Raw genomic sequence first — 17,825 nt, forward strand, 5'->3', positions numbered from 1 at the left:
GCAGGTCGCCGCAGGGCGTCCGGGGACCCGCGCGGGCGACGGCACCGGGCGCCGCCACCCGCAGGTAGCGTCAGGACGCCGCCGGGACGCCCGGCCCCGCACCGAGGAGAGCCGACCGTGACCGCAGCCACCCAGCCCACGGCCCTGTCGTTCCAGGTCTACGACACGACCCTGCGCGACGGCGCCCAGCAGGAGGGCATGAACCTCTCGGTCGCCGACAAGCTCGCGATCGCTCCGCTGCTCGACGAGCTCGGCGTGGGCTTCATCGAGGGCGGCTGGCCGGGAGCGGTCCCGAAGGACACGGAGTTCTTCAAGCGCGCGGCGAAGGAGCTCGACCTCAAGAACGCCGAGCTCGCGGCGTTCGGGTCGACGCGCAAGGCGGGGACGCGGGCCGTCGACGACCCGCAGGTGCGGGCCCTGCTCGACTCCGAGGCGCCCGTCGTCACCCTCGTCGCGAAGAGCGACCTGCGGCACGCGGAGCGCGCGCTGCGCACGACGGGCGAGGAGAACCTCGCGATGATCGCGGACACGGTGCAGCTCCTCGTGCGGGAGGGGCGGCGTGCGGTCGTCGACGCGGAGCACTTCTTCGACGGCTACCGGTTCGACCCGGCCTACTCGCGCGCGGCGGTGCTCACGGCGTTCGAGGCGGGTGCCGAGGTCGTCGCGCTGTGCGACACCAACGGCGGCATGATCCCGGCCTGGGTCACGCAGATCGTGCACGAGATCCGCGAGGCCGTCGGCCCCGACGCGGTGCTCGGGATGCACGCGCACAACGACTCCGGCTGCGCGGTCGCGAACACGCTCGCGGCCGTCGAGGCGGGGTGCTCGCACGTGCAGGGCTGCGTCAACGGCTACGGCGAGCGCACCGGCAACGCCGACCTGCTCTCGATCGTCGCGAACCTCGAGCTGAAGTACGGCCTGCCCGTGCTGCGCCGCGCCGACGACGTCCCCGGCGGTCTCGCGGAGCTCACGCGCATCTCGCACGCGATCGCCGAGATCACGAACATCTCCCCGTTCGCGCGCCAGCCGTACGTCGGCGCGAGCGCGTTCGCGCACAAGGCAGGCCTGCACGCGTCGGCGATCCGCGTCGACCCGGACCTCTACCAGCACATCGACCCGATGCAGGTCGGCAACGACATGCGGATGCTCGTGTCCGACATGGCGGGGCGCGCGTCGATCGAGCTCAAGGGTCGCGAGCTCGGCTTCGACCTGTCCGGGCAGCCCGAGGTCCTGGGCCGCGTGACGGACCGCGTCAAGGACGCCGAGGCCCGCGGGTACACCTACGAGGCCGCGGACGCGTCGTTCGAGCTGCTGCTCGTCGAGGAGGTGCACGGCGCGCGCCCGCAGTACTTCCGCGTCGAGTCGTGGCGCGCGATCGTCGAGCGCGTCGGCGGCCGCGGCACGCTCGCGACGGCCGAGGCGACGGTCAAGCTGCACGCCGGCGGCGAGCGGATCGTGAGCACCGGCGAGGGCAACGGACCGGTCAACGCGCTCGACCACGCGCTGCGGCAGGCGCTCGTGCGCGTCTACCCCGAGGTCGAGACGTTCGAGCTTATCGACTTCAAGGTGCGCATCCTCGACTCGATGCACGGCACCGACGCGGTGACGCGCGTGCTCATCGAGACGACCGACGGCCAGCGGTCCTGGAGCACGGTCGGGGTGGGCCCCAACCTGCTCGAGGCGTCGTGGGAGGCGCTCACCGACTCGACCATCTGGGGGTTGCACGCCCGCGGGGTGTCGCCTCGCTGAGATTTCGCCCTCCGCGCACCGTGCGCGCGTCCTAGGGTCGGTGCTGACGGGCTGCTGACCTGGACGAACCCGTCGGGAGGAGCGAGCACGTGGCCGGCACCGAGGCGTACGCCGACGGGAGCGTGCCCGGCGACGGGCCCGGAGAGCGGGGCGGCCCCGCGGGCTCGAGTCGCGGTCGTCGGGGCTGGTGGTGGCTGCTCGTCGTGGCCGTCGCCGTCGTCGTCGTGCTGCTCGTGGTCGAGCCCTGGGCGTCCGAGGGCGAGCCCTCGCCCACGACGACCCCGTCGACGAGCTCGGCCTCGACCGCGGCACCCACGCCTACGCCCACGGTCAGCGTCGTCCCGCCCGCCGAGGACGCGGTGTTCGACGCGACGACGCTCGACGGCCTGCTGCTCACGGTCGGTGACCTCGAGGCCGGTGTCCCGCTCGCCGCCGACGGCATCGAGCGCACCGACGACGGCACGATCGCCTGGGGGCTGCCCGAGGGACTCACCGTGACCCCGCCCGGGTGCGCTCTCCCCGAGACCGTCGTCGCGGAACCGCCCGCGGCGTTCGGCGCCCGACGGTGGGCCAACGACGCGGTCGAGGTGACCCAGGAGGTCGCCGTGCTCCCCGACCCGGCGACCGCACGCCAGGCGTTCGCCGAGCTCGTCACGACGGTCGACGCGTGCCCGGGCTACGAGGTGTTCGCGCCGGGGTCGGACGGCGCAGGCATCACGGCGGACGCGGCGATCGAGGGGCAGGGCGTGTACCCGTCGATCGTGCAGCCGCTGTCGCTCTTCGTGGAGGGCAACGGTCGCGCGATGTACCGCGGCTACGTGCTCGTCGGGAACGCGATCGTGTCCTGGTCGGTGGCCACGCAGTCGGACACCGACCCGCAGGAGGAGCTCGACAGCCTCGGTGAGCCCGAGGCGCTCGACACGATGGTCCAGCAGCGCGCGCAGGAGGCGGTGCTCGCGCTGGGCTGACGCGTCGTCCGCCTAGGGTGGGGGCGTGCACGGCGAGTACAAGGTTCCGGGTGGCAAGCTCGTGGTGGTCGACGTCGACGTCGTCGACGGCGTGCTGAGCGGCACGAGCGTGAGCGGCGACTTCTTCCTCGAGCCCGACGAGGCGCTCGACGTGGTGCGGTCCGCGCTCGACGGCCAGCCCGCCGACGCCCCGACGTCGCGGCTGGCCGCCGCGGTGGACGACGCGCTCGCGGCGGCGCACGCCGACGGGGTCCTCGCGCAGCCGCCCGTCATGGTCGGGTTCGACGCCCGGGCCGTGGCCGTGGCGGTGCGCCGCGCGCTCGGCCTGTCGACGGCCTGGTCGGACCACACGTTCGAGATCCTGCACCCCGGTCCGCTGCCGCCCGCGGTGCACACCGCGCTCGACCAGGTGCTCACCGAGGAGCTCGCGGCGGGCCGGCGTGGTCCGACGCTGCGGTTCTGGGAGTGGATCGAGCCCGCCGTGGTCATCGGGTCGTTCCAGTCGCTGCGCAACGAGGTCGACCTCGAGGCCGTCGAGCGGTACGGGATCACCGTGGTGCGCCGCATCTCGGGCGGCGGGGCGATGTTCATGGAGGCCGGGAACTGCATCACGTTCTCGCTGGTCGTGCCCGCGTCGCTCGTGGACGGCATGAGCTTCGAGGAGTCGTACGCGTTCCTCAACCAGTGGGTGCTCGGCGCGCTCGCCGACGTGGGCGTGCGCGCGGAGCTGAGCGGGCTCAACGACATCTCGTCGCCCGCGGGGAAGATCGCGGGGTCGGCGCAGAAGCGGGTCGTGGGCGGCGCGGTGCTGCACCACGTCACGATGTCGTACGACATCGACGCGACGAAGATGCTCGAGGTGCTGCGGATCGGGCGCGAGAAGCTCTCGGACAAGGGGACCCCGAGCGCGAACAAGCGGGTCGACCCGGTGCGCTCGCAGACGCACCTGCCCCGCGAGGCGGTGATCGCGGCGTTCCGCGCGCACTTCGCGTCGCGGTACGCGACCACCGACGGCGAGCTGCGCCCCGAGGAGCTCGAGCGCGCGCAGGACCTCGCGCGCACGAAGTTCGCCGACCCCGCGTGGACCGCGCGCGTGCCCTGAGCGGGCTGCCCGCGGTCAGGCGGTCCCGTGCGCGACGACGACGGCCAGTGCGGCGACGCCGAGCAGCGTGACACCGACCGCGCACACGCCCACGAGCTGACCGCCGGGCCGCTCCCCGCGCCGCGTCGCGAGCAGCCAGCCCCGGCGCCGGCCGGCGGCCAGGAGCACGAGTCCGGCACCGACCAGCCCCGCGAGCCCCAGGACCCAGGAGACGGGTCCGACCACGTCCTGCAGCAGCCGCCCGCCCGCGACCCCGCCCGCGGCGAGCCCGAGCGCGGTGCGTCGCCACGCGAGCCGTGTGCGCTCGGCCGCCAGGCCCACGTCCTCGACCGTCACGACAGCAGCAGCCCGAGCAGGACGAGCAGGCCCGCGACCAGCACCCCGACGACGAGGGCGAGGAAGCCGACCGGCGGCGGCAGCGGGTCACCGCGGCGCATCGCGCGCTCGGCACGCGCCCACCCCAGCCACGCGAGCAGGGGAGCGGCGGCGCCGAGCACGACGAGCAGCGTGGCGGCGGCGAGCCGGAGCCGCGGCTCGACCGGCAGGTCGAGCGTCTCGAGCGCGACACCGCCCGCGAGCAGGGCGAGCGAGGTGCGGACCCAGGCGAGGAAGGTCCGCTCGTTGGCGAGCGAGAACCGGGCGTCGGGCTCGTCGCCCGTGCCGTAGACCCAGCGGGGGCGGCGGGTGTCGGGGGACATGGCCCCATCCTCGCGTCATGCGCGCCGGTCGGGCGTCACGGACGTCACCTGGACGTGCGACCTGGATCACCCCGGCGCGACGTATCTGCGGGGGCGCGGGCGCCTCCTGAGCCACGACCGGCCGAGGGAGGGGACGACCATGACGCTGCTCGAGCGCGACCTGCGTCGGATGCACGTGCTGCACCAGCGGGAGCTGCACGCGCGCCTGCACCGCAGCGCCCGGGCCGAGCTCCGCACCGCGCAGGAGGTCGTGCTGCGCGGCGGGCACCCGGCTCGCGGCGACCGCGCCCTCGTCCGCCGCAACGCTCCGGGCACCGTCCGCTGACGCCACCCGCGGGTGGAGCACACCGCGCCCGTCGCGTGCCACGGCCCCACCGGCGCCCGGCGCGTCAGAGCGGCGGACGCGCCCCGAACACCGCCGAGCCGACGCGGACGAGCGTCGCGCCGTGCCGCACCGCGATCTCCAGGTCGCCGCTCATCCCCATCGACAGCTCGCGTGCCTGCGACGTGCCGGACGCACCGGACGCGACGACGTCGTCCCGCAGGGTGGCCAGCGCCGCATACCCCGCGCCGACAGCGGCCGGGTCGGGCGACCTGAGCCCCACGGTCATGAACCCCGCGAGGCGCAGGCCGGGCAGCGCCGCGACCGCGCCCGCGAGGTCCGCGGCCGCCTCGAGCGGCACGCCGTGCTTCGTCGGCTCGCCGGAGACGTTGACCTGGACCAGCACGTCGAGCGGCGTCTCGCGGTCCGTGCAGCGCTCGGAGAGCCTGCGCGCGAGCGCGAGCGACTCGACCGACTCGACGCACGACACCCACCGCAGCGCCGCGTTCACCTTGTTCGACTGCAGCGGTCCGATCAGGTGCGTCACGGGGGCGAGGTCGGCGAGCGCCGGCCCCTTCGCCACGAGCTCCTGGACGCGGTTCTCGCCGATCAGGACGGGCGCGAGCGTCGGGTCGGCCGCGACCGCCGTCGCGTCGGCGGCCAGCGCGGCACGCACGCGCGCGGCGGCGACCGTCTTCGTCGCGAGCAGAACCCGCACGGCCCCCGGGTCACGCCCGGCCGCGGCGCAGGCCGCCGCGACGCGCCCGCGCACGGCGGCGAGGCGGCCGGCCAGCAGGGCGCGCTCGTCGTCGGCGGCAGGCGCGGTGTCGGTCACGGCGTCAGACGGTACCGCGCGGTCCGCGCTCAGCCGCGCGCGATGTCGGCGACGGTCGCGGACGTGAGCCGGACGAGGTCGTCGGGTGCGAGCTCGACGTCGAGGCCGCGCCGCCCGCCCGAGACGAACACGGTGTCGAACAGCCACACGGTCTCGTCGACGACGGTCGGGTGCGCCGTCTTCTGGCCCAGCGGCGAGATGCCGCCGGCGACGTAGCCCGTCGCACGCTCGGCGTCGGGCCGGGCCGCCATCACGGCCTTCTTGCCCCCGGCCGCCTGCGCGAGCGCCTTGAGGTCGAGCTTCCCGGTGACCGGCACGACCGCGACGGTGAGCCGGCCGTCGACGCTCGTCATGAGCGTCTTGAAGACCTGCTCGGCAGGGACCCCGAGCACCTGCGCGGCCTCGAGCCCGTACCCGACGTCGCTCGCGGGATCGTGCTCGTACGGGTGCGCGGTGTGCGGCACCCCGGCCGCGGCGAGCGCGACGAGCGCAGGGGTGCCGGTCGGGGCGTGCTTCGCGTCCTTCTTGGCCACGGGCGCCAGCCTAGGACGACCGCGCCGGCGAGGGTCGGGCCGTCCGGGCCGTCACGCGGGGCCCGCGAGGTGCGAGGCTGGGGGAGTGAACACCCTGCTCAACGTCATCTGGCTGGTCTTCGCGGGCCTGTGGCTCGCGCTCGGGTACGTCGCCGCGGGCGTGCTGTGCTGCCTGCTCATCGTCACGATCCCGTTCGGCATCGCGTCGTTCCGGATCGCCGGGTACGCGCTGTGGCCGTTCGGCCGCACGGTCGTCGACAAGCCGACCGCGGGCGCGTGGTCGACGATCGGCAACGTCATCTGGGTCGTCGTCGCGGGGATCTGGCTCGCGATCGGGCACGTCGTCACGGCGATCCCGCTGTTCCTGTCGATCATCGGCATCCCGATGGGCATCGCGAACCTCAAGCTCATCCCGGTGTCGCTGCTGCCGCTCGGCAAGGAGATCGTGCCGACGGACCGCCCGTTCGCGGCCTCCGGCTCCTGACGCCGGCGCCGCCGCGGGGCCGCCCCGGTCAGAGCGCGAGCCCGACGACGCTGCCGACGCCGTAGGTGACGGCCATCGCGAGCCCGCCGCCGATCACGTTGCGGAGCACGGCCCGCCGGACGGGCGCGCTGCCGGCCCGGGCGCTCAGCGCACCGGTGACGACGAGCGCGACGATCACGGCCGCGGCGACGACCGGCACGCGGGCGCCCGCCGTCGGCACGAGCAGGACCGCGAGGACGGGGACGAGCCCGCCGACCAGGAACGCGACGAGCGACGCGCCGGCGGCGTGCCACGGGTCGGTGAGCTCGGTGTCGTCGTCGAGCGCGCCCGTCGCGATGCCCGCGCGCTCGGCGTCGCGCTGCGACGAGACCGACACGTACTCGCCCGCGGCCATCGACAGGGCCCCGGCGACGAGGCCCGCGATGCCCGCGGTGAGGACCGCGGACCGGGCGGGTGCGGCGCCGGCGACGCCGACGACCATGGCGGCGACGGACACGATGCCGTCGTTGGCGCCCAGGACGGCGGCGCGCAGCCGGTTGAGCCGGCCGGCGCTCAGGGGCTCGGGGGTCGGTGCGGACGGCTCGACAGGGCTCCCGGCGGGGGAGCGACGCGGTCCGACGAGGTGGGTCGACAGGACGCTCATGGCGTCACCGTAGGCACGTGCCCCGGGCCCTGTCATCGCAGGAAAGGCTGCCCTGACCTGCGCAAACACAGTCGAGCCTTACCTCACTGAGCCTCGCCTCACCGCCGCCGGGGCGCCCGCGCGAGCCGCCGGCGCGAGCCCGTCAGAGCGGCCCGACGGCCGTCACGCGGAGCTGCACCTCGCCCGTCTCGTCCGAGCCCGGGAGGTCGACGACGGCGTCGATCCGCCAGTCGTGGTCGCCCTCGGGGTCGTCGAGCAGCTGCCGGACCTGCCACGTCGTCGACGTCGCGGTCACCTGGAACAGCGCGGGCCCGCGCGCCGCCGGGCCGGTGAGCACCTGGTCGTGGTCGTCGTAGAACGGGTCGAGCGCCTCGGCCCACCGGTCCGACGTCCACGGCGAGCCCTGGTCGTCACGGTCGCCGAGCGCGGCGAGTGCGTCGTACGCCTCCCGGGCCACGAGCTCGACGCGGCGGAACAGCGCGCCGCGGACCAGCGCGCGGAAGACCCGCGGGTTGGCCGTGATCGGCTCGGGCGTGTCGTCGTCGGTGCCGCCGGGGGCGTCGGCGCCGGGCTCGTCGAGCGGGTTCGACAGCCGCTCCCACTCGTCGAGCAGGCTCGAGTCGGTCCGGCGGACCAGGTCACCGAGCCACTCGACGATCTCCCAGAGCTCCTCGGTGCGCGCGTCCTCGGGAACGGTCTGGCGCAGCGCGCGGTACGCGTCGGCGAGGTAGCGCAGCAGCACGCCCTCGGTGCGGTCGAGCTGGTAGTGCGACACGTACTCGGCGAACGTCATCGCCTTCTCGTGCATCTCGCGCACGACCGACTTGGGCGACAGCGCGAGGTCGGCGACCCACGGGTTGGTCTGCCGGTACGTCGTGAACGCGGCCTCCAGCAGCTCGGCGAGCGGCTTCGGGTACGTGACGTCCTCGAGCAGCGCCATGCGCTCGTCGTAGTCGAGACCGTCGGCCTTCATCGCGGCGACCGCCTCACCGCGGGCGCGGTTCTCCTGCGCCGCGAGCACCTGGCGCGGGTCGTCGAGGGTCGCCTCGAGGACCGAGACGACGTCGTGCGCGTACGCGGGGTCGTCGCGGTCGAGCAGGTCGAGCGCGGCGAACGCGAACGGCGACAGCGCCTGGTTGAGCGCGAAGTTGGCGGGCAGGTCCTGCGTGAGCCGGACCGCGCGGCGACGGCCGTGCGGCGCCGACGGGTCCTCGACCCAGGGCCGCTCGACCACGCCCGACGCACGCAGGGACCGGTAGACGGCGATCGCACGGCGCACGTGCCGGCCGCGCGCGGACTCCGGCTCGTGGTTGTCGGTGAGCAGGCGCGTCATGTGCGCGACCGGGTCGCCCGGCCGGGCCAGGACGTGCAGGACCATCGCGTGCGAGACGGCGAACGACGACGTCAGCGGCTCGGGCGGCGCGTCGCGCAGGCGCTCGAACGTCTTGTCGGTCCAGTTCACGTGCCCGGCGGGCGCCTGCTTGCGGACGATCTTCTTGAGCTTGCGCGGGTCGTCGCCCGCCTTCTCGAGCGCCCGGCGGTTCTCGATGACGTGCTCGGGCGCGAGGACGATGACCTCGCCGACGGTGTCGAACCCGGCCCGGCCCGCGCGCCCGGCGATCTGGTGGAACTCGCGCGCCGACAGGTGCCGCATGCGGACGCCGTCGTACTTCACGAGGCTCGTGAGCAGGACGGTCCGGATCGGCACGTTGATGCCGACGCCGAGCGTGTCCGTGCCGCACACGACGGGCAGCAGGCCCTTCTGCGTGAGCCGCTCCACGACCCGGCGGTACTTGGGCAGCATGCCCGCGTGGTGCACGCCGACACCGTGCCGGAGCAGGCGCGACAGCGTCCGGCCAAAGCCGGGCCCGAACCGGAACGCGCCGAGCTCGGCGGCGATCGCGTCCCGCTGCTCGCGGCTCGCGAGCGTCGTCGACAGCAGCGACTGCGCGCGCTCGACGGCCTCCTTCTGCGTGAAGTGCACGACGTAGACGGGTGAGCGGCGCGTCTGCACGAGCTCGTCGAGCAGCTCGTGCAGCGGCTCGACCGCGTAGGTGAACGTGAGCGGGACCGGGCGCTGCGCGTTCGCGACGACGGCCACGTCGAGACCCGTGCGGCGGTGCAGGTCGTCGCGGAAGAACGTGACGTCGCCGAGCGTCGCCGACATCAGCAGGAACTGCGTGAGCGGCAGCTCGAGCAGCGGCACCTGCCACGCCCAGCCGCGCTGCGGGTCCGCGTAGAAGTGGAACTCGTCCATGACGACCTGGCCGACGTCGGCGTCCTCGCCGTCGCGCAGCGCGAGGTTCGCGAGGATCTCGGCGGTGCAGCAGATGATCGGCGCCGACGGGTTGACCGCCGAGTCGCCCGTCATCATGCCGACGTTCTGCGAGCCGAACGCCTCGACGAGCGCGAAGAACTTCTCGCTGACCAGCGCCTTGAGCGGCGCGGTGTAGTACGTGCGGCGGCCCTGGGCCAGCGCGACGAAGTGCGCGGCGGTCGCGACGAGCGACTTCCCCGAACCCGTCGGCGTCGACAGGATCACGTGCGCGCCTGTCACGAGCTCGAGCAGCGCCTCCTCCTGGTGCGGGTACAGGGCGAGCCCGCGGTCGGCGGCCCACCCCGTGAACGCCTCGTAGAGCGCGTCGGCGTCGGTCGGGTCGGCGGGGATCCGCTCGGCGAGGGTCGCGGTGCTCATCGCGGTCGATGCTCCCACGCGAACGCACGGTCCCGTGCCCCCGTCGCGGCCGGGGCCGTCGGGGTCAGGTCGCCCGGGCCGGCACGGGGACGGTCCCGCACCGGCCCGGGCGCGCGGTCACGACCGCGGCTTGGAGCCCTTGCACACGACGCCCACGCACTGCGGCTGGTTGCCGTTGCCCTTGGCCTTGTTGCCGCCGCCGTCGACCACGCCGGGCGCGTGGATGCCCCAGCCCCGGTTGTCGTTCGCGGTGTTCTTCGTGAGGCGGGTGTTCGGGCCGCCCTCGATCTCGTCGAAGAAGATCGCGTCGTCGTTGCGCTCGAACAGGTTGCCGCGCACGAGCGTCTCGGCGAACCACGTCGGGTCCGTGCCGTCCGTCGTGAACGCGAGGCCGTTGCCGCGGAACACGTTGTCGAGCACGCGTGCCGAGCTCGACTGCAGGTCGATCCCCGTGCCGTTGTCGAGGATCTCCGACCCGCTCACGTAGTTCGCACCCCACGCCCCGAACGAGCGGAGGGCGACGTCGTTGCGCTCGAGCACCGAGTCGACGACCTCGGCCCCGAACGTCCGGACGTCGAACGCCGCGCCGTTGTCGGCGAGCGTCGAGCGGTGCACGCGGCAGCCGGACTCGTCGCAGTACAGGCCTGTCGAGTTGTTCTCGATGCGCGAGTCCTCGATGAACACCCCCGCCGTGATGAGGCTCACGGCGGACGCGTTCCCCGTGAAGACCGACCGCACGACGTGCGCGTAGCCGTAGAACGCGCCGATGCCCTCGGAGTTCGAGGTGAACGTCGAGTCGCTCACCTCGTACGTCTTGCCGGAGGCTCCCCACCGGCCGGACGGGTCGACGCCCGTGCCGTTCTCGGTGAACGTGACGTCGGCGATCGTGACGACCCCGTCGATCTCGAACTCGGGCTCGTCGTTGCGGATGCCGGTGCCCCAGCCCGCGATGGTCCCGTTGCGGACGCCGGCGTCGCCGAGCACCTGGACCTTCACCCCGATGCCGGAGCCCGGGCCGCGCAGGGTGTGGCCGCCGAGGTCGAGCGTGACGCCCTCCGCGAGCTCGAGCCCGCCCGCGCCGGCAGGACACGTGAGGTCGGCGGTGAGCACGGAGTCGGTCGTGAGCAGCGTGCCGCAGCCGGGCACGGGGTCGACGAGCGCGTGCGCGGGTGCGGCGACGAGGACGGCGCCGGCCGCGAGCGCGGCCCCGGACAGCATGGACGTGAGACGCATGTGGTTCCCCCTGGTGATGTGTCGGACGTGCTCAGGACCGCGGCCCGCCGGTCGGGCAGACGACACCCACGCACTGCGGCTCGTAGCCGTTGCCGCGCGCGCGGTTGCCGCCCAGGTCGGTCGCGTTGGGTGCGTAGATGCCCCAGCGCTCGTTGTCGTTCGCGACGTTGTCCTGCAGCGACGTGCCGGGCGCCTCGAAGACGATCGCGTCGACGTTCCGCACGAACCGGTTGCCGACGAGCGTCGCGGTGAAGTCCGGCAGGCCGCCGTCCGTCGTGAAGCCGAGCTCGTTGCCGCGGAACGTGTTGTCGCGCAGCGTCGCGTTGCTCGTCGACAGCGTGACGGCGGTCCCGTTGTCGAGGAGCCTGCTGCCCTGGACCGTGCTGTGGCCCCACACGCCGAACGACGTGAACGCGGTGTCGTTGCCGCGGAGCGTGCTGTCGTAGACGTCCGCGCCGAACGTGCGCACGCTCACGCCGACGCCGTTGTCGGCCAGGGTCGAGCGGCGGACCTCGCACCCCGACTCGTCGCAGCTCAGCGCGGTCCCGTTCCCCTCGACGCGCGAGTCCTCGAGCGAGACGCCGCCGGTGATGAAGTCGAGCGCGGTGCCGTTGCCGGTGAACGTCGAGCGCACCACGTGCGCGCCGCCGTACACCGCACCCACGCCCGAGCCGTTGTCGGCGAACGTCGAGCGGCTGATCTCGTGCACCTTGCCCGTCCCGCCCAGGCGGCCGGACGCGTCGACGCCGCGGCCGTTGTCGCGGAACGTGACCTTGGTGATCGTCGCGGTCCCGCCGACCTCGTCCCACACGTCGTACGTCTGCACGCCGGCGCCCCACCCGGCGACCGTGCCGTTGCGGATCGTGACGTCGCCGACGTTCGGCAGGACGATCCCGGTCGCCGTCGCGGACCCGCGGAGCGTGTGACCGCGCAGGTCGAGCGTGACCCCGGGGGAGAGCGTGAGCCCGTCCCCGCTGGGGCACGTCAGGTCGGCGGTGAGGCGCGAGTCGCTCGTGAGCACCGCGCCGCAGCCCGGCACGGGCGCAGCCGCGTGCGACGGTGCGGCGACGAGCACTCCGCCGGCCGCGAGGACGAGACAGGACAGCACGGACGTCAGGCGCATGGTGGATCCCCCTGTGAGCGCGGCGCCCCGGAGGACCCAGGGCGGTCGGCGCCAGTCTGGCGGCGAGGACACGGCGCCGTGTCCGATATGCCCGGTCTTCGCCCGGGTGAAACGCACCCGGCGAGAACGCGCGCGGCGCCGGTGGCACGCTCGACGCATGAAGCCGTTCGTGCTGCTCGCGACGCGGGCGCAGGATGTCGCCGCCGACGCCGAGTACGCGGCGATGCTCACGTACGGCGGCCTGCGCGCCGACGAGCTGCGTCGGGTCCGCCTGGAGGCGGCGCCGATGCCCCGGATCGACCTCGACGCGGTGTCCGGTGTCCTCGTCGGCGGCAGCCCGTTCGACGCGAGCACCCCGCAGGACGAGAAGTCCGCGGTGCAGGTCCGCGTCGAGGCGGAGATGTCGGCGCTGCTCGACGAGGTCGTCGAGCGCGACCTGCCGTTCCTCGGCGCGTGCTACGGCGTGGGCACCCTCGGAGTCCACCAGGGCGGCGTCATCGACCGTCTCCACGCCGAGCCGATCTCCGCGGTCCGTGTGACGCTCACCCCCGACGGCCGCGCCGACCCGCTGCTCGCGGACGTGCCCGACGCGTTCGACGCGTTCGTCGGGCACAAGGAGGCGTGCCGCGTGCTGCCGCCCACCGCGACGCTGCTCGCGTCGTCGCCCGCCTGCCCCGTGCAGATGTTCCGCGTCCGCACGAACCTCTACGCGACGCAGTTCCACCCCGAGCTCGACGTCGACGGCATCTCGACCCGCATCCGCGTCTACCGGGAGTACGGGTACTTCAGGCCCGACGAGGCCGACGCCGTGCTCGCGGGCGTCCGGGGCGCCGACGTGTGGGCGCCTCCGCGGATCCTCGCGGCGTTCGTCCGGCGGTACGCGCGCGACTGACCGCAGCGGCCCTCGGGCGCGCGGGCGGCGCCGGTGCCCGCCCGCGCGCCCGCCCAGCCGAGGCGCGATCTCGCGGTCAGGACGCCGCGCAGACCACGCCGACGCACTGCGGCTCGGTGCCGTTGCCCCGCGCGACGTTGCCGCCGAGGTCCGTGACGCCGGGCGTCCAGATCCCCTTGCCGGTGCTGCGCCGGACGTCGTTGCCGCCGACCTGCACGGACGCGTCGCCGTTCTCGATGACGATGCCGTCACCGTTGAGGCGCAGCGTGTTGTCGAGGATGGTCGCGTCGTAGACGACGGCGTCCGGGACCCGTGTACCGATCCCGACGCCGTTGCCCCGCAGGTCGTTGCCCTCGACGCGCACGCCGAGCTCGCCCACGCCCACGCCGAGGTCGTTGGACGTGAAGCGGGAGTCGCGCACGACCGCGCCGAGCCCGTTGGCCGTGTCGACGCCCACGCCGTTGCCGACGAACCGGCTGGCCTCGACCGTCGCGAAGGCGTTGTACAGCGAGCCCACGCCCGTCCCGTTGTCCAGGAACGTCGAGCGCGTGACGGTGAGACCCGCGTCCGCACCGCGCACGGCGACGCCGTTCCGCGTGAACGTGCTGTCCGTGACGGTCGCGCTGCCGCCGCTCCAGACGCCCGACGCGTTGTCGCTGAAGGTCGACGCGCGCACGTCCACCTCTGCGAACCAGCCGCCCTCGACCGCGATCTCGAGCGAGCGGAACGTCGACCGCTCGATCACTGTGGCCTTGCGGTACCGGCCCGTGCCCGACTCGCCCGACGCGTCGACCCCGACGCGCGCGTCCTCGAACGTGACCCGCGTGACCGTGAGCGGGCCGTCCTCGACGCCGGGGTCGTCCGGGTCGGCGTCGGCCCACGTGTCGATCCCGGAGCCCCAACCGGCGACCGTGCCGTTGCGCACCACGACCGGGCCGCTCCACGCGACCTCGACGCCGTTCCCGCTCCCGGGCCCGCGCAGGGTGTGGCCGCCCAGGTTGAGCGTCACGCCCGGGGCCAGCCGCAGGCCCGGCGCGCTCGTGCACACCAGGTCGGCCAGCAGCGTGGTGCTCCGGGTGAGGGTCTCCCCGCACGTCGGCTGGGGCGGGCGTGCGGACGCCGGCGTCGCGACGAGTGCGGCACCCAGTGCGAGGACGGTGGACAGGACGAGCGGACGACGTCGCATGCGGACCCCCTGGTGTGACGGCCGACGGCGTCGGTGCCGCGGGCGCGATCGGTCGAGCGTGCCTGTCTGCGATGTCCGGTAACAACCGGTTGGGACCGGTCCTGCGGGTGAAACGTGCGCTCGCGGCCGACGGGGCGCCGGGAGACGATCGGCCGCATGACGACGACCGACGACCGCACCACCCACCGGTCCGTACCCGGGGCGCGGCAGCTCCGGCCCGCGGCCTGGGTCGCGACCGCCCGGCGCGAGGTCGGCACCCGCCTCTTCCTGCGCGTCGCCGGGCCCGACGGCGTCGAGCAGCGCGACCGGATCCACGGCACGCCCGGACCGCGGTGGTTCCCGCCGGGGAGCGCGATCCGGACCGTCCACGGCGACGCGTCGATGTTCGTCGGCGGGATCCGGGCGCTGCTGCTGCAGTCGCTGCACCCGGCGGCGATGGCGGCCGTCGGCGCGCACTCCGGCTACCGGGGCGACCCGTGGGGGCGGCTCGCCCGCACCAGCACGTTCCTCGCCGAGACGGTGTTCGGCACGGCCGACGACGCGGAGGCGGCGGTCGAGCGGGTCCGCGCGGTGCACCGGCGCATCCGCGGCACGACCCCCGACGGCGTCGCGTACGCGGCGGACGACCCGCAGCTGCTGCGCTGGGTGCACATCGCGGAGATCGACAGCTTCCTGCGCGCCCACCGCCGCTACGGCAGGTACCCGCTCGACGACCGCGGCGCCGACGAGTACGTCGCGCAGGCCGCCGTCGTGGGCCGGGCGCTCGGTGCCGCCGACGTGCCGACCACGGTGGCGGGCCTCGCCGACGCGATCGAGGACTTCCGCCCGGTCCTCGGCCCGAGCGCCGCGGCACGCGACGCCGCGCACTTCCTCCTGCACGAGCCGCCCGTCCCGGTGACGATGCGCGCCGGCTACGTCGGGCTCGCCCGTGCCGCCGTCGCGTCCCTGCCGGGGTGGGCGCTCGACGACCTCGGGATGGCGCGTCCGGGCCGGCTCCGGCGACGCGTGGACACGGCCGCGGGCGGCGGCGCGACGCGCGCGATCCGGTGGCTGCTCGCCGCCGACGCCTCGGGCCGGGTGACGTACGGCGACGACGCGCTGGCCGCGCCGGGTCGCTGACGACCGTCAGCCGCCGCTCGTCCCCGCCGTGGCACGGGGAGCGGCGGCACCGGCCGGGAGTCCGTCGACCCTGCCGGGTGGATCCGTCACCCGAGAGGGCCGGTCGGGTGGTCGTTCCGCCGGAACCGTCCCCTTCGTCCTGCGTCGGGACCATGATGAGGCTGGCGGTCCGGCAGCGCGGCCGCCGCGGGCCGGAGGACGGTGGTCCATGGCGTCGAGCGATGAGCGGGCGACCCGCGCGCGGGCCGTGTGCACGGCGTGCCGGCACGCGTGGGCCGAGCACCCGGGGGCGCTGCACGCCGCCTCGGTCGTCGGCGCGTGCGCGCGGTGCGTGCTCGACGTGGAGCACGGCGACCGGCCGACGGCGTGCGAGGTGCACGCGCCGCGCGCGATCGCCGACGCAGCGCCGCGCGTCGACTTCGTCGTCACCCTCGGCCCGGCCTCGCGCGCGGCCGGTCTCGGGACCCTGCTCGACGCGGTGCGGTCCGACGCGGTCGCGGTCGCGTTCGACCTGCCCGAGGGCGACGCGCGGAGCTGGACGCCGGAGGCGAGCGCCGCGTCGGCCGTGCTCCGGGCCGCCGCGGGGCTGCCCGCCGACACCCGGTACCGCACGGTGGACTGGCTGGCGCTGGACGACGCGGTGTGGGCGGCCTTCCGGGCGGTCGTGCCGCACGTGTTCACCGCGGACGTCTGGGGAGCCCGTGGGATCGGCGACTCGCTGCTGGAGGCGAACGACGAGGGCACGTCGGTCGTGGCGCGGCTCCGTCCGGACCAGTACGCCGCCGCGCTGCACCGCCTGCCGGCGGACGCGCTGACGGTCCTGCCGCGTCGCGCGACGATCCTGCGGCGCGTGGCCGCGTGGCGGCCCGGACGACGCGAGCCGCGCCCGGTCCGGGATGCGGGCTGACGCTCAGCGCGTGACCGGGAGCCCCTCGGCCGTGGCCTGGGAGGCGGGGGCTGCGTCGACGGGTGCGGCGGGAGCCGTGCGTCGGCGGGCGACCGCGCGGCCCGCGCGCTGCGACAGCCGGTGCGACGGGCGCTCGACGACGACGTAGAACAGCGCGGCGCACGCGAGCGAGACCGGCACGGCGACCGCGGCCGTCAGGAGCGGGCCCACGGTGACCGTCCAGGAGATCGCCACGGCCGCCACGACGGGCTCCTGGACCAGGTAGAGGCTGAACGAGCGCGTACCCAGCCACTGGACGGGCGGGGACTCCAGGACGCGACGCAGCGCCGGCCCGTGCCACGCGCAGAACACCGCGAGCGCGGCGCCGGCGACCCCGGTCGTGTGACCGAACGCCGCGACGAGCTCGCTCGGCGTCGTCACCAGGAAGATCATCCAGTACGCGCTCACCGCGACCGCGACGGCGCCGTAGGCGACGGCCCATGCGTGCCGGCGCGCGTCGAGCGCGGCGGCGACCCGGCCCAGGCGATCGCGCTCGAACGCCATGACGACGCCCAGCCCGAACACGGGCAGGTAGCGCAGCGGGCCGAGCGCGTTGACGACCCAGCCAACGCCCACGAGCGCGAGCAGCAGCACCGCGACCGCGGGCAGCCACCGGCGCAGCAGCCGCGCGGCCAGCAGGTAGAACGGCAGCAGCAGCGAGAAGATCACCTCCCACTGCAGGGTCCAGAGCGAGCCGTTGAGGGCGTCGACGCCGCCGACGAGCAGGGCGTCGCGGGGCAGCCCGGACAGCGAGTACGCCTCGCGGTGCTGGAGCCACGTCGAGCCCAGACCCTGGTGCCGGTCGACGAGGACGGTGGTCACCCACGCGAACGCGAGCGACCCCCACACCGGCAGGTAGAGGCGCAGGAGTCGGCGCACGTAGTAGACGTCCCAGCGCGCGGGCGTCCCCGACGCCGCCGGGAGCGCGAGCACGAGCCCGGACAGGACGAAGAACACGAAGACCGCGCTGGTGCCGTCCCACAGGAGGTGCAGGGGCGTCGCCGTGAGGATCCACTGCCACGTCCACGGCTCGAACCGCACGGGGTCCTTGAGGTAGGGCCCGAGCAGCACGGCGGACGTGAGGAAGCTGTGGTGGACGACGACGACGAGGGCGGCGACGCCGCGCAGGCCGTCGAGGGACGCCAGGCGCGACGTCTGCCGCCGGCCGGTGTCGACGGAGGTGTGCGTCACGTCGGACGACGCTAGACGCGCGACCGGGGCGCGTGTCCGGATCGTCCGGATATCACCCGGTCGCAGCGCCCGCCGCCACCATTTCACCCGCCGACCCCTCGCCGGC

General features: G+C 74.7%; 18 protein-coding genes. 8 read left to right on the forward strand and 10 right to left on the reverse strand.

Features of this window, described 5'->3' with window-relative positions:
* Positions 1–117 precede the first annotated feature (117 nt).
* From cimA to lplB, 3 genes are all read left to right on the forward strand, one after another.
* Positions 118–1,749 (forward strand): citramalate synthase, encoded by a 1,632-nt coding sequence (gene cimA, locus OMK64_RS05385; RefSeq protein WP_272727050.1) that lies wholly within the window; start codon positions 118–120, stop codon positions 1,747–1,749.
* A gap of 89 nt (positions 1,750–1,838) precedes the next feature.
* Positions 1,839–2,717, forward strand: coding sequence for a sensor domain-containing protein (locus OMK64_RS05390; RefSeq protein ID WP_272727051.1), 879 nt, complete (start codon positions 1,839–1,841; stop codon positions 2,715–2,717).
* A gap of 25 nt (positions 2,718–2,742) precedes the next feature.
* Complete coding sequence (lplB, locus tag OMK64_RS05395; protein ID WP_272727052.1) at positions 2,743–3,819, forward strand: lipoate-protein ligase small subunit; 1,077 nt, start codon at positions 2,743–2,745, stop codon at positions 3,817–3,819.
* A gap of 15 nt (positions 3,820–3,834) precedes the next feature.
* Here the strand turns inward: lplB and OMK64_RS05400 are convergent, their stop codons facing one another.
* Positions 3,835–4,155 carry a DUF202 domain-containing protein gene (locus tag OMK64_RS05400; protein WP_272727053.1) on the reverse strand — a complete coding sequence of 107 codons (321 nt, stop codon included), beginning with the start codon at positions 4,153–4,155 and terminating at the stop codon, positions 3,835–3,837.
* Entirely contained in the window at positions 4,152–4,517 is a 366-nt protein-coding gene (locus OMK64_RS05405) for a YidH family protein (RefSeq protein WP_272727054.1), read from the reverse strand. Before OMK64_RS05405 ends, OMK64_RS05400 begins: the two co-directional genes overlap by 4 nt.
* Positions 4,518–4,656: 139 nt before the next feature.
* On the opposite strand from OMK64_RS05405, the gene OMK64_RS05410 reads away from it, so the two are divergent.
* Positions 4,657–4,842 (forward strand): hypothetical protein, encoded by a 186-nt coding sequence (locus OMK64_RS05410; RefSeq protein ID WP_272727055.1) that lies wholly within the window; start codon positions 4,657–4,659, stop codon positions 4,840–4,842.
* Positions 4,843–4,906: 64 nt separating this feature from the next.
* On the opposite strand, the gene OMK64_RS05415 is transcribed toward OMK64_RS05410, so the two are convergent.
* Both OMK64_RS05415 and ybaK read right to left on the reverse strand, forming a co-directional pair.
* Positions 4,907–5,674, reverse strand: coding sequence for a YggS family pyridoxal phosphate-dependent enzyme (locus tag OMK64_RS05415; RefSeq protein WP_272727056.1), 768 nt, complete (start codon positions 5,672–5,674; stop codon positions 4,907–4,909).
* A 29-nt stretch (positions 5,675–5,703) separates the two neighbouring features.
* Positions 5,704–6,207, reverse strand: a complete 504-nt coding sequence (gene ybaK, locus OMK64_RS05420; RefSeq protein WP_272727057.1) for a Cys-tRNA(Pro) deacylase — start codon at positions 6,205–6,207, stop codon at positions 5,704–5,706.
* 85 nt (positions 6,208–6,292) lie between these two features.
* On the opposite strand from ybaK, the gene OMK64_RS05425 reads away from it, so the two are divergent.
* Entirely contained in the window at positions 6,293–6,691 is a 399-nt protein-coding gene (locus OMK64_RS05425) for a YccF domain-containing protein (RefSeq protein ID WP_272727058.1), read from the forward strand.
* A gap of 28 nt (positions 6,692–6,719) precedes the next feature.
* Here the strand turns inward: OMK64_RS05425 and OMK64_RS05430 are convergent, their stop codons facing one another.
* The 4 genes from OMK64_RS05430 to OMK64_RS05445 all read right to left on the reverse strand — a co-directional run bounded on the left by OMK64_RS05430 (position 6,720) and on the right by OMK64_RS05445 (position 12,385).
* Positions 6,720–7,334, reverse strand: coding sequence for a VIT1/CCC1 transporter family protein (locus OMK64_RS05430; RefSeq protein WP_272727059.1), 615 nt, complete (start codon positions 7,332–7,334; stop codon positions 6,720–6,722).
* 142 nt (positions 7,335–7,476) lie between these two features.
* Positions 7,477–10,029 carry a DEAD/DEAH box helicase gene (locus tag OMK64_RS05435; protein ID WP_272727060.1) on the reverse strand — a complete coding sequence of 851 codons (2,553 nt, stop codon included), beginning with the start codon at positions 10,027–10,029 and terminating at the stop codon, positions 7,477–7,479.
* A gap of 117 nt (positions 10,030–10,146) precedes the next feature.
* Entirely contained in the window at positions 10,147–11,262 is a 1,116-nt protein-coding gene (locus OMK64_RS05440) for a right-handed parallel beta-helix repeat-containing protein (protein ID WP_272727061.1), read from the reverse strand.
* A gap of 31 nt (positions 11,263–11,293) precedes the next feature.
* Positions 11,294–12,385 carry a right-handed parallel beta-helix repeat-containing protein gene (locus OMK64_RS05445; RefSeq protein WP_272727062.1) on the reverse strand — a complete coding sequence of 364 codons (1,092 nt, stop codon included), beginning with the start codon at positions 12,383–12,385 and terminating at the stop codon, positions 11,294–11,296.
* A 157-nt stretch (positions 12,386–12,542) separates the two neighbouring features.
* Here OMK64_RS05445 and OMK64_RS05450 point away from each other — a divergent pair, with 157 nt between their 5' ends.
* Positions 12,543–13,277, forward strand: coding sequence for a glutamine amidotransferase (locus tag OMK64_RS05450; RefSeq protein ID WP_272727063.1), 735 nt, complete (start codon positions 12,543–12,545; stop codon positions 13,275–13,277).
* Positions 13,278–13,353: 76 nt separating this feature from the next.
* Here the strand turns inward: OMK64_RS05450 and OMK64_RS05455 are convergent, their stop codons facing one another.
* On the reverse strand, positions 13,354–14,463 hold the full coding sequence (locus tag OMK64_RS05455) for a right-handed parallel beta-helix repeat-containing protein (RefSeq protein WP_272727064.1): 1,110 nt from the start codon (positions 14,461–14,463) through the stop codon (positions 13,354–13,356).
* 156 nt (positions 14,464–14,619) lie between these two features.
* Here OMK64_RS05455 and OMK64_RS05460 point away from each other — a divergent pair, with 156 nt between their 5' ends.
* Both OMK64_RS05460 and OMK64_RS05465 read left to right on the forward strand, forming a co-directional pair.
* A complete protein-coding gene (locus OMK64_RS05460) occupies positions 14,620–15,582 on the forward strand; it encodes an oxygenase MpaB family protein (protein ID WP_272727065.1) in 963 nt (320 codons plus the stop codon).
* A gap of 208 nt (positions 15,583–15,790) precedes the next feature.
* Positions 15,791–16,489, forward strand: a complete 699-nt coding sequence (locus tag OMK64_RS05465) for a hypothetical protein (protein WP_272727066.1) — start codon at positions 15,791–15,793, stop codon at positions 16,487–16,489.
* A gap of 3 nt (positions 16,490–16,492) precedes the next feature.
* Here OMK64_RS05465 and OMK64_RS05470 read toward each other — a convergent pair whose 3' ends face one another.
* Entirely contained in the window at positions 16,493–17,719 is a 1,227-nt protein-coding gene (locus OMK64_RS05470; protein ID WP_272727067.1) for an acyltransferase family protein, read from the reverse strand.
* Positions 17,720–17,825 lie beyond the last annotated feature (106 nt).

Source organism: Cellulomonas fimi, assembly GCF_028527925.1.
Taxonomy (GTDB): domain Bacteria; phylum Actinomycetota; class Actinomycetes; order Actinomycetales; family Cellulomonadaceae; genus Cellulomonas; species Cellulomonas fimi_C.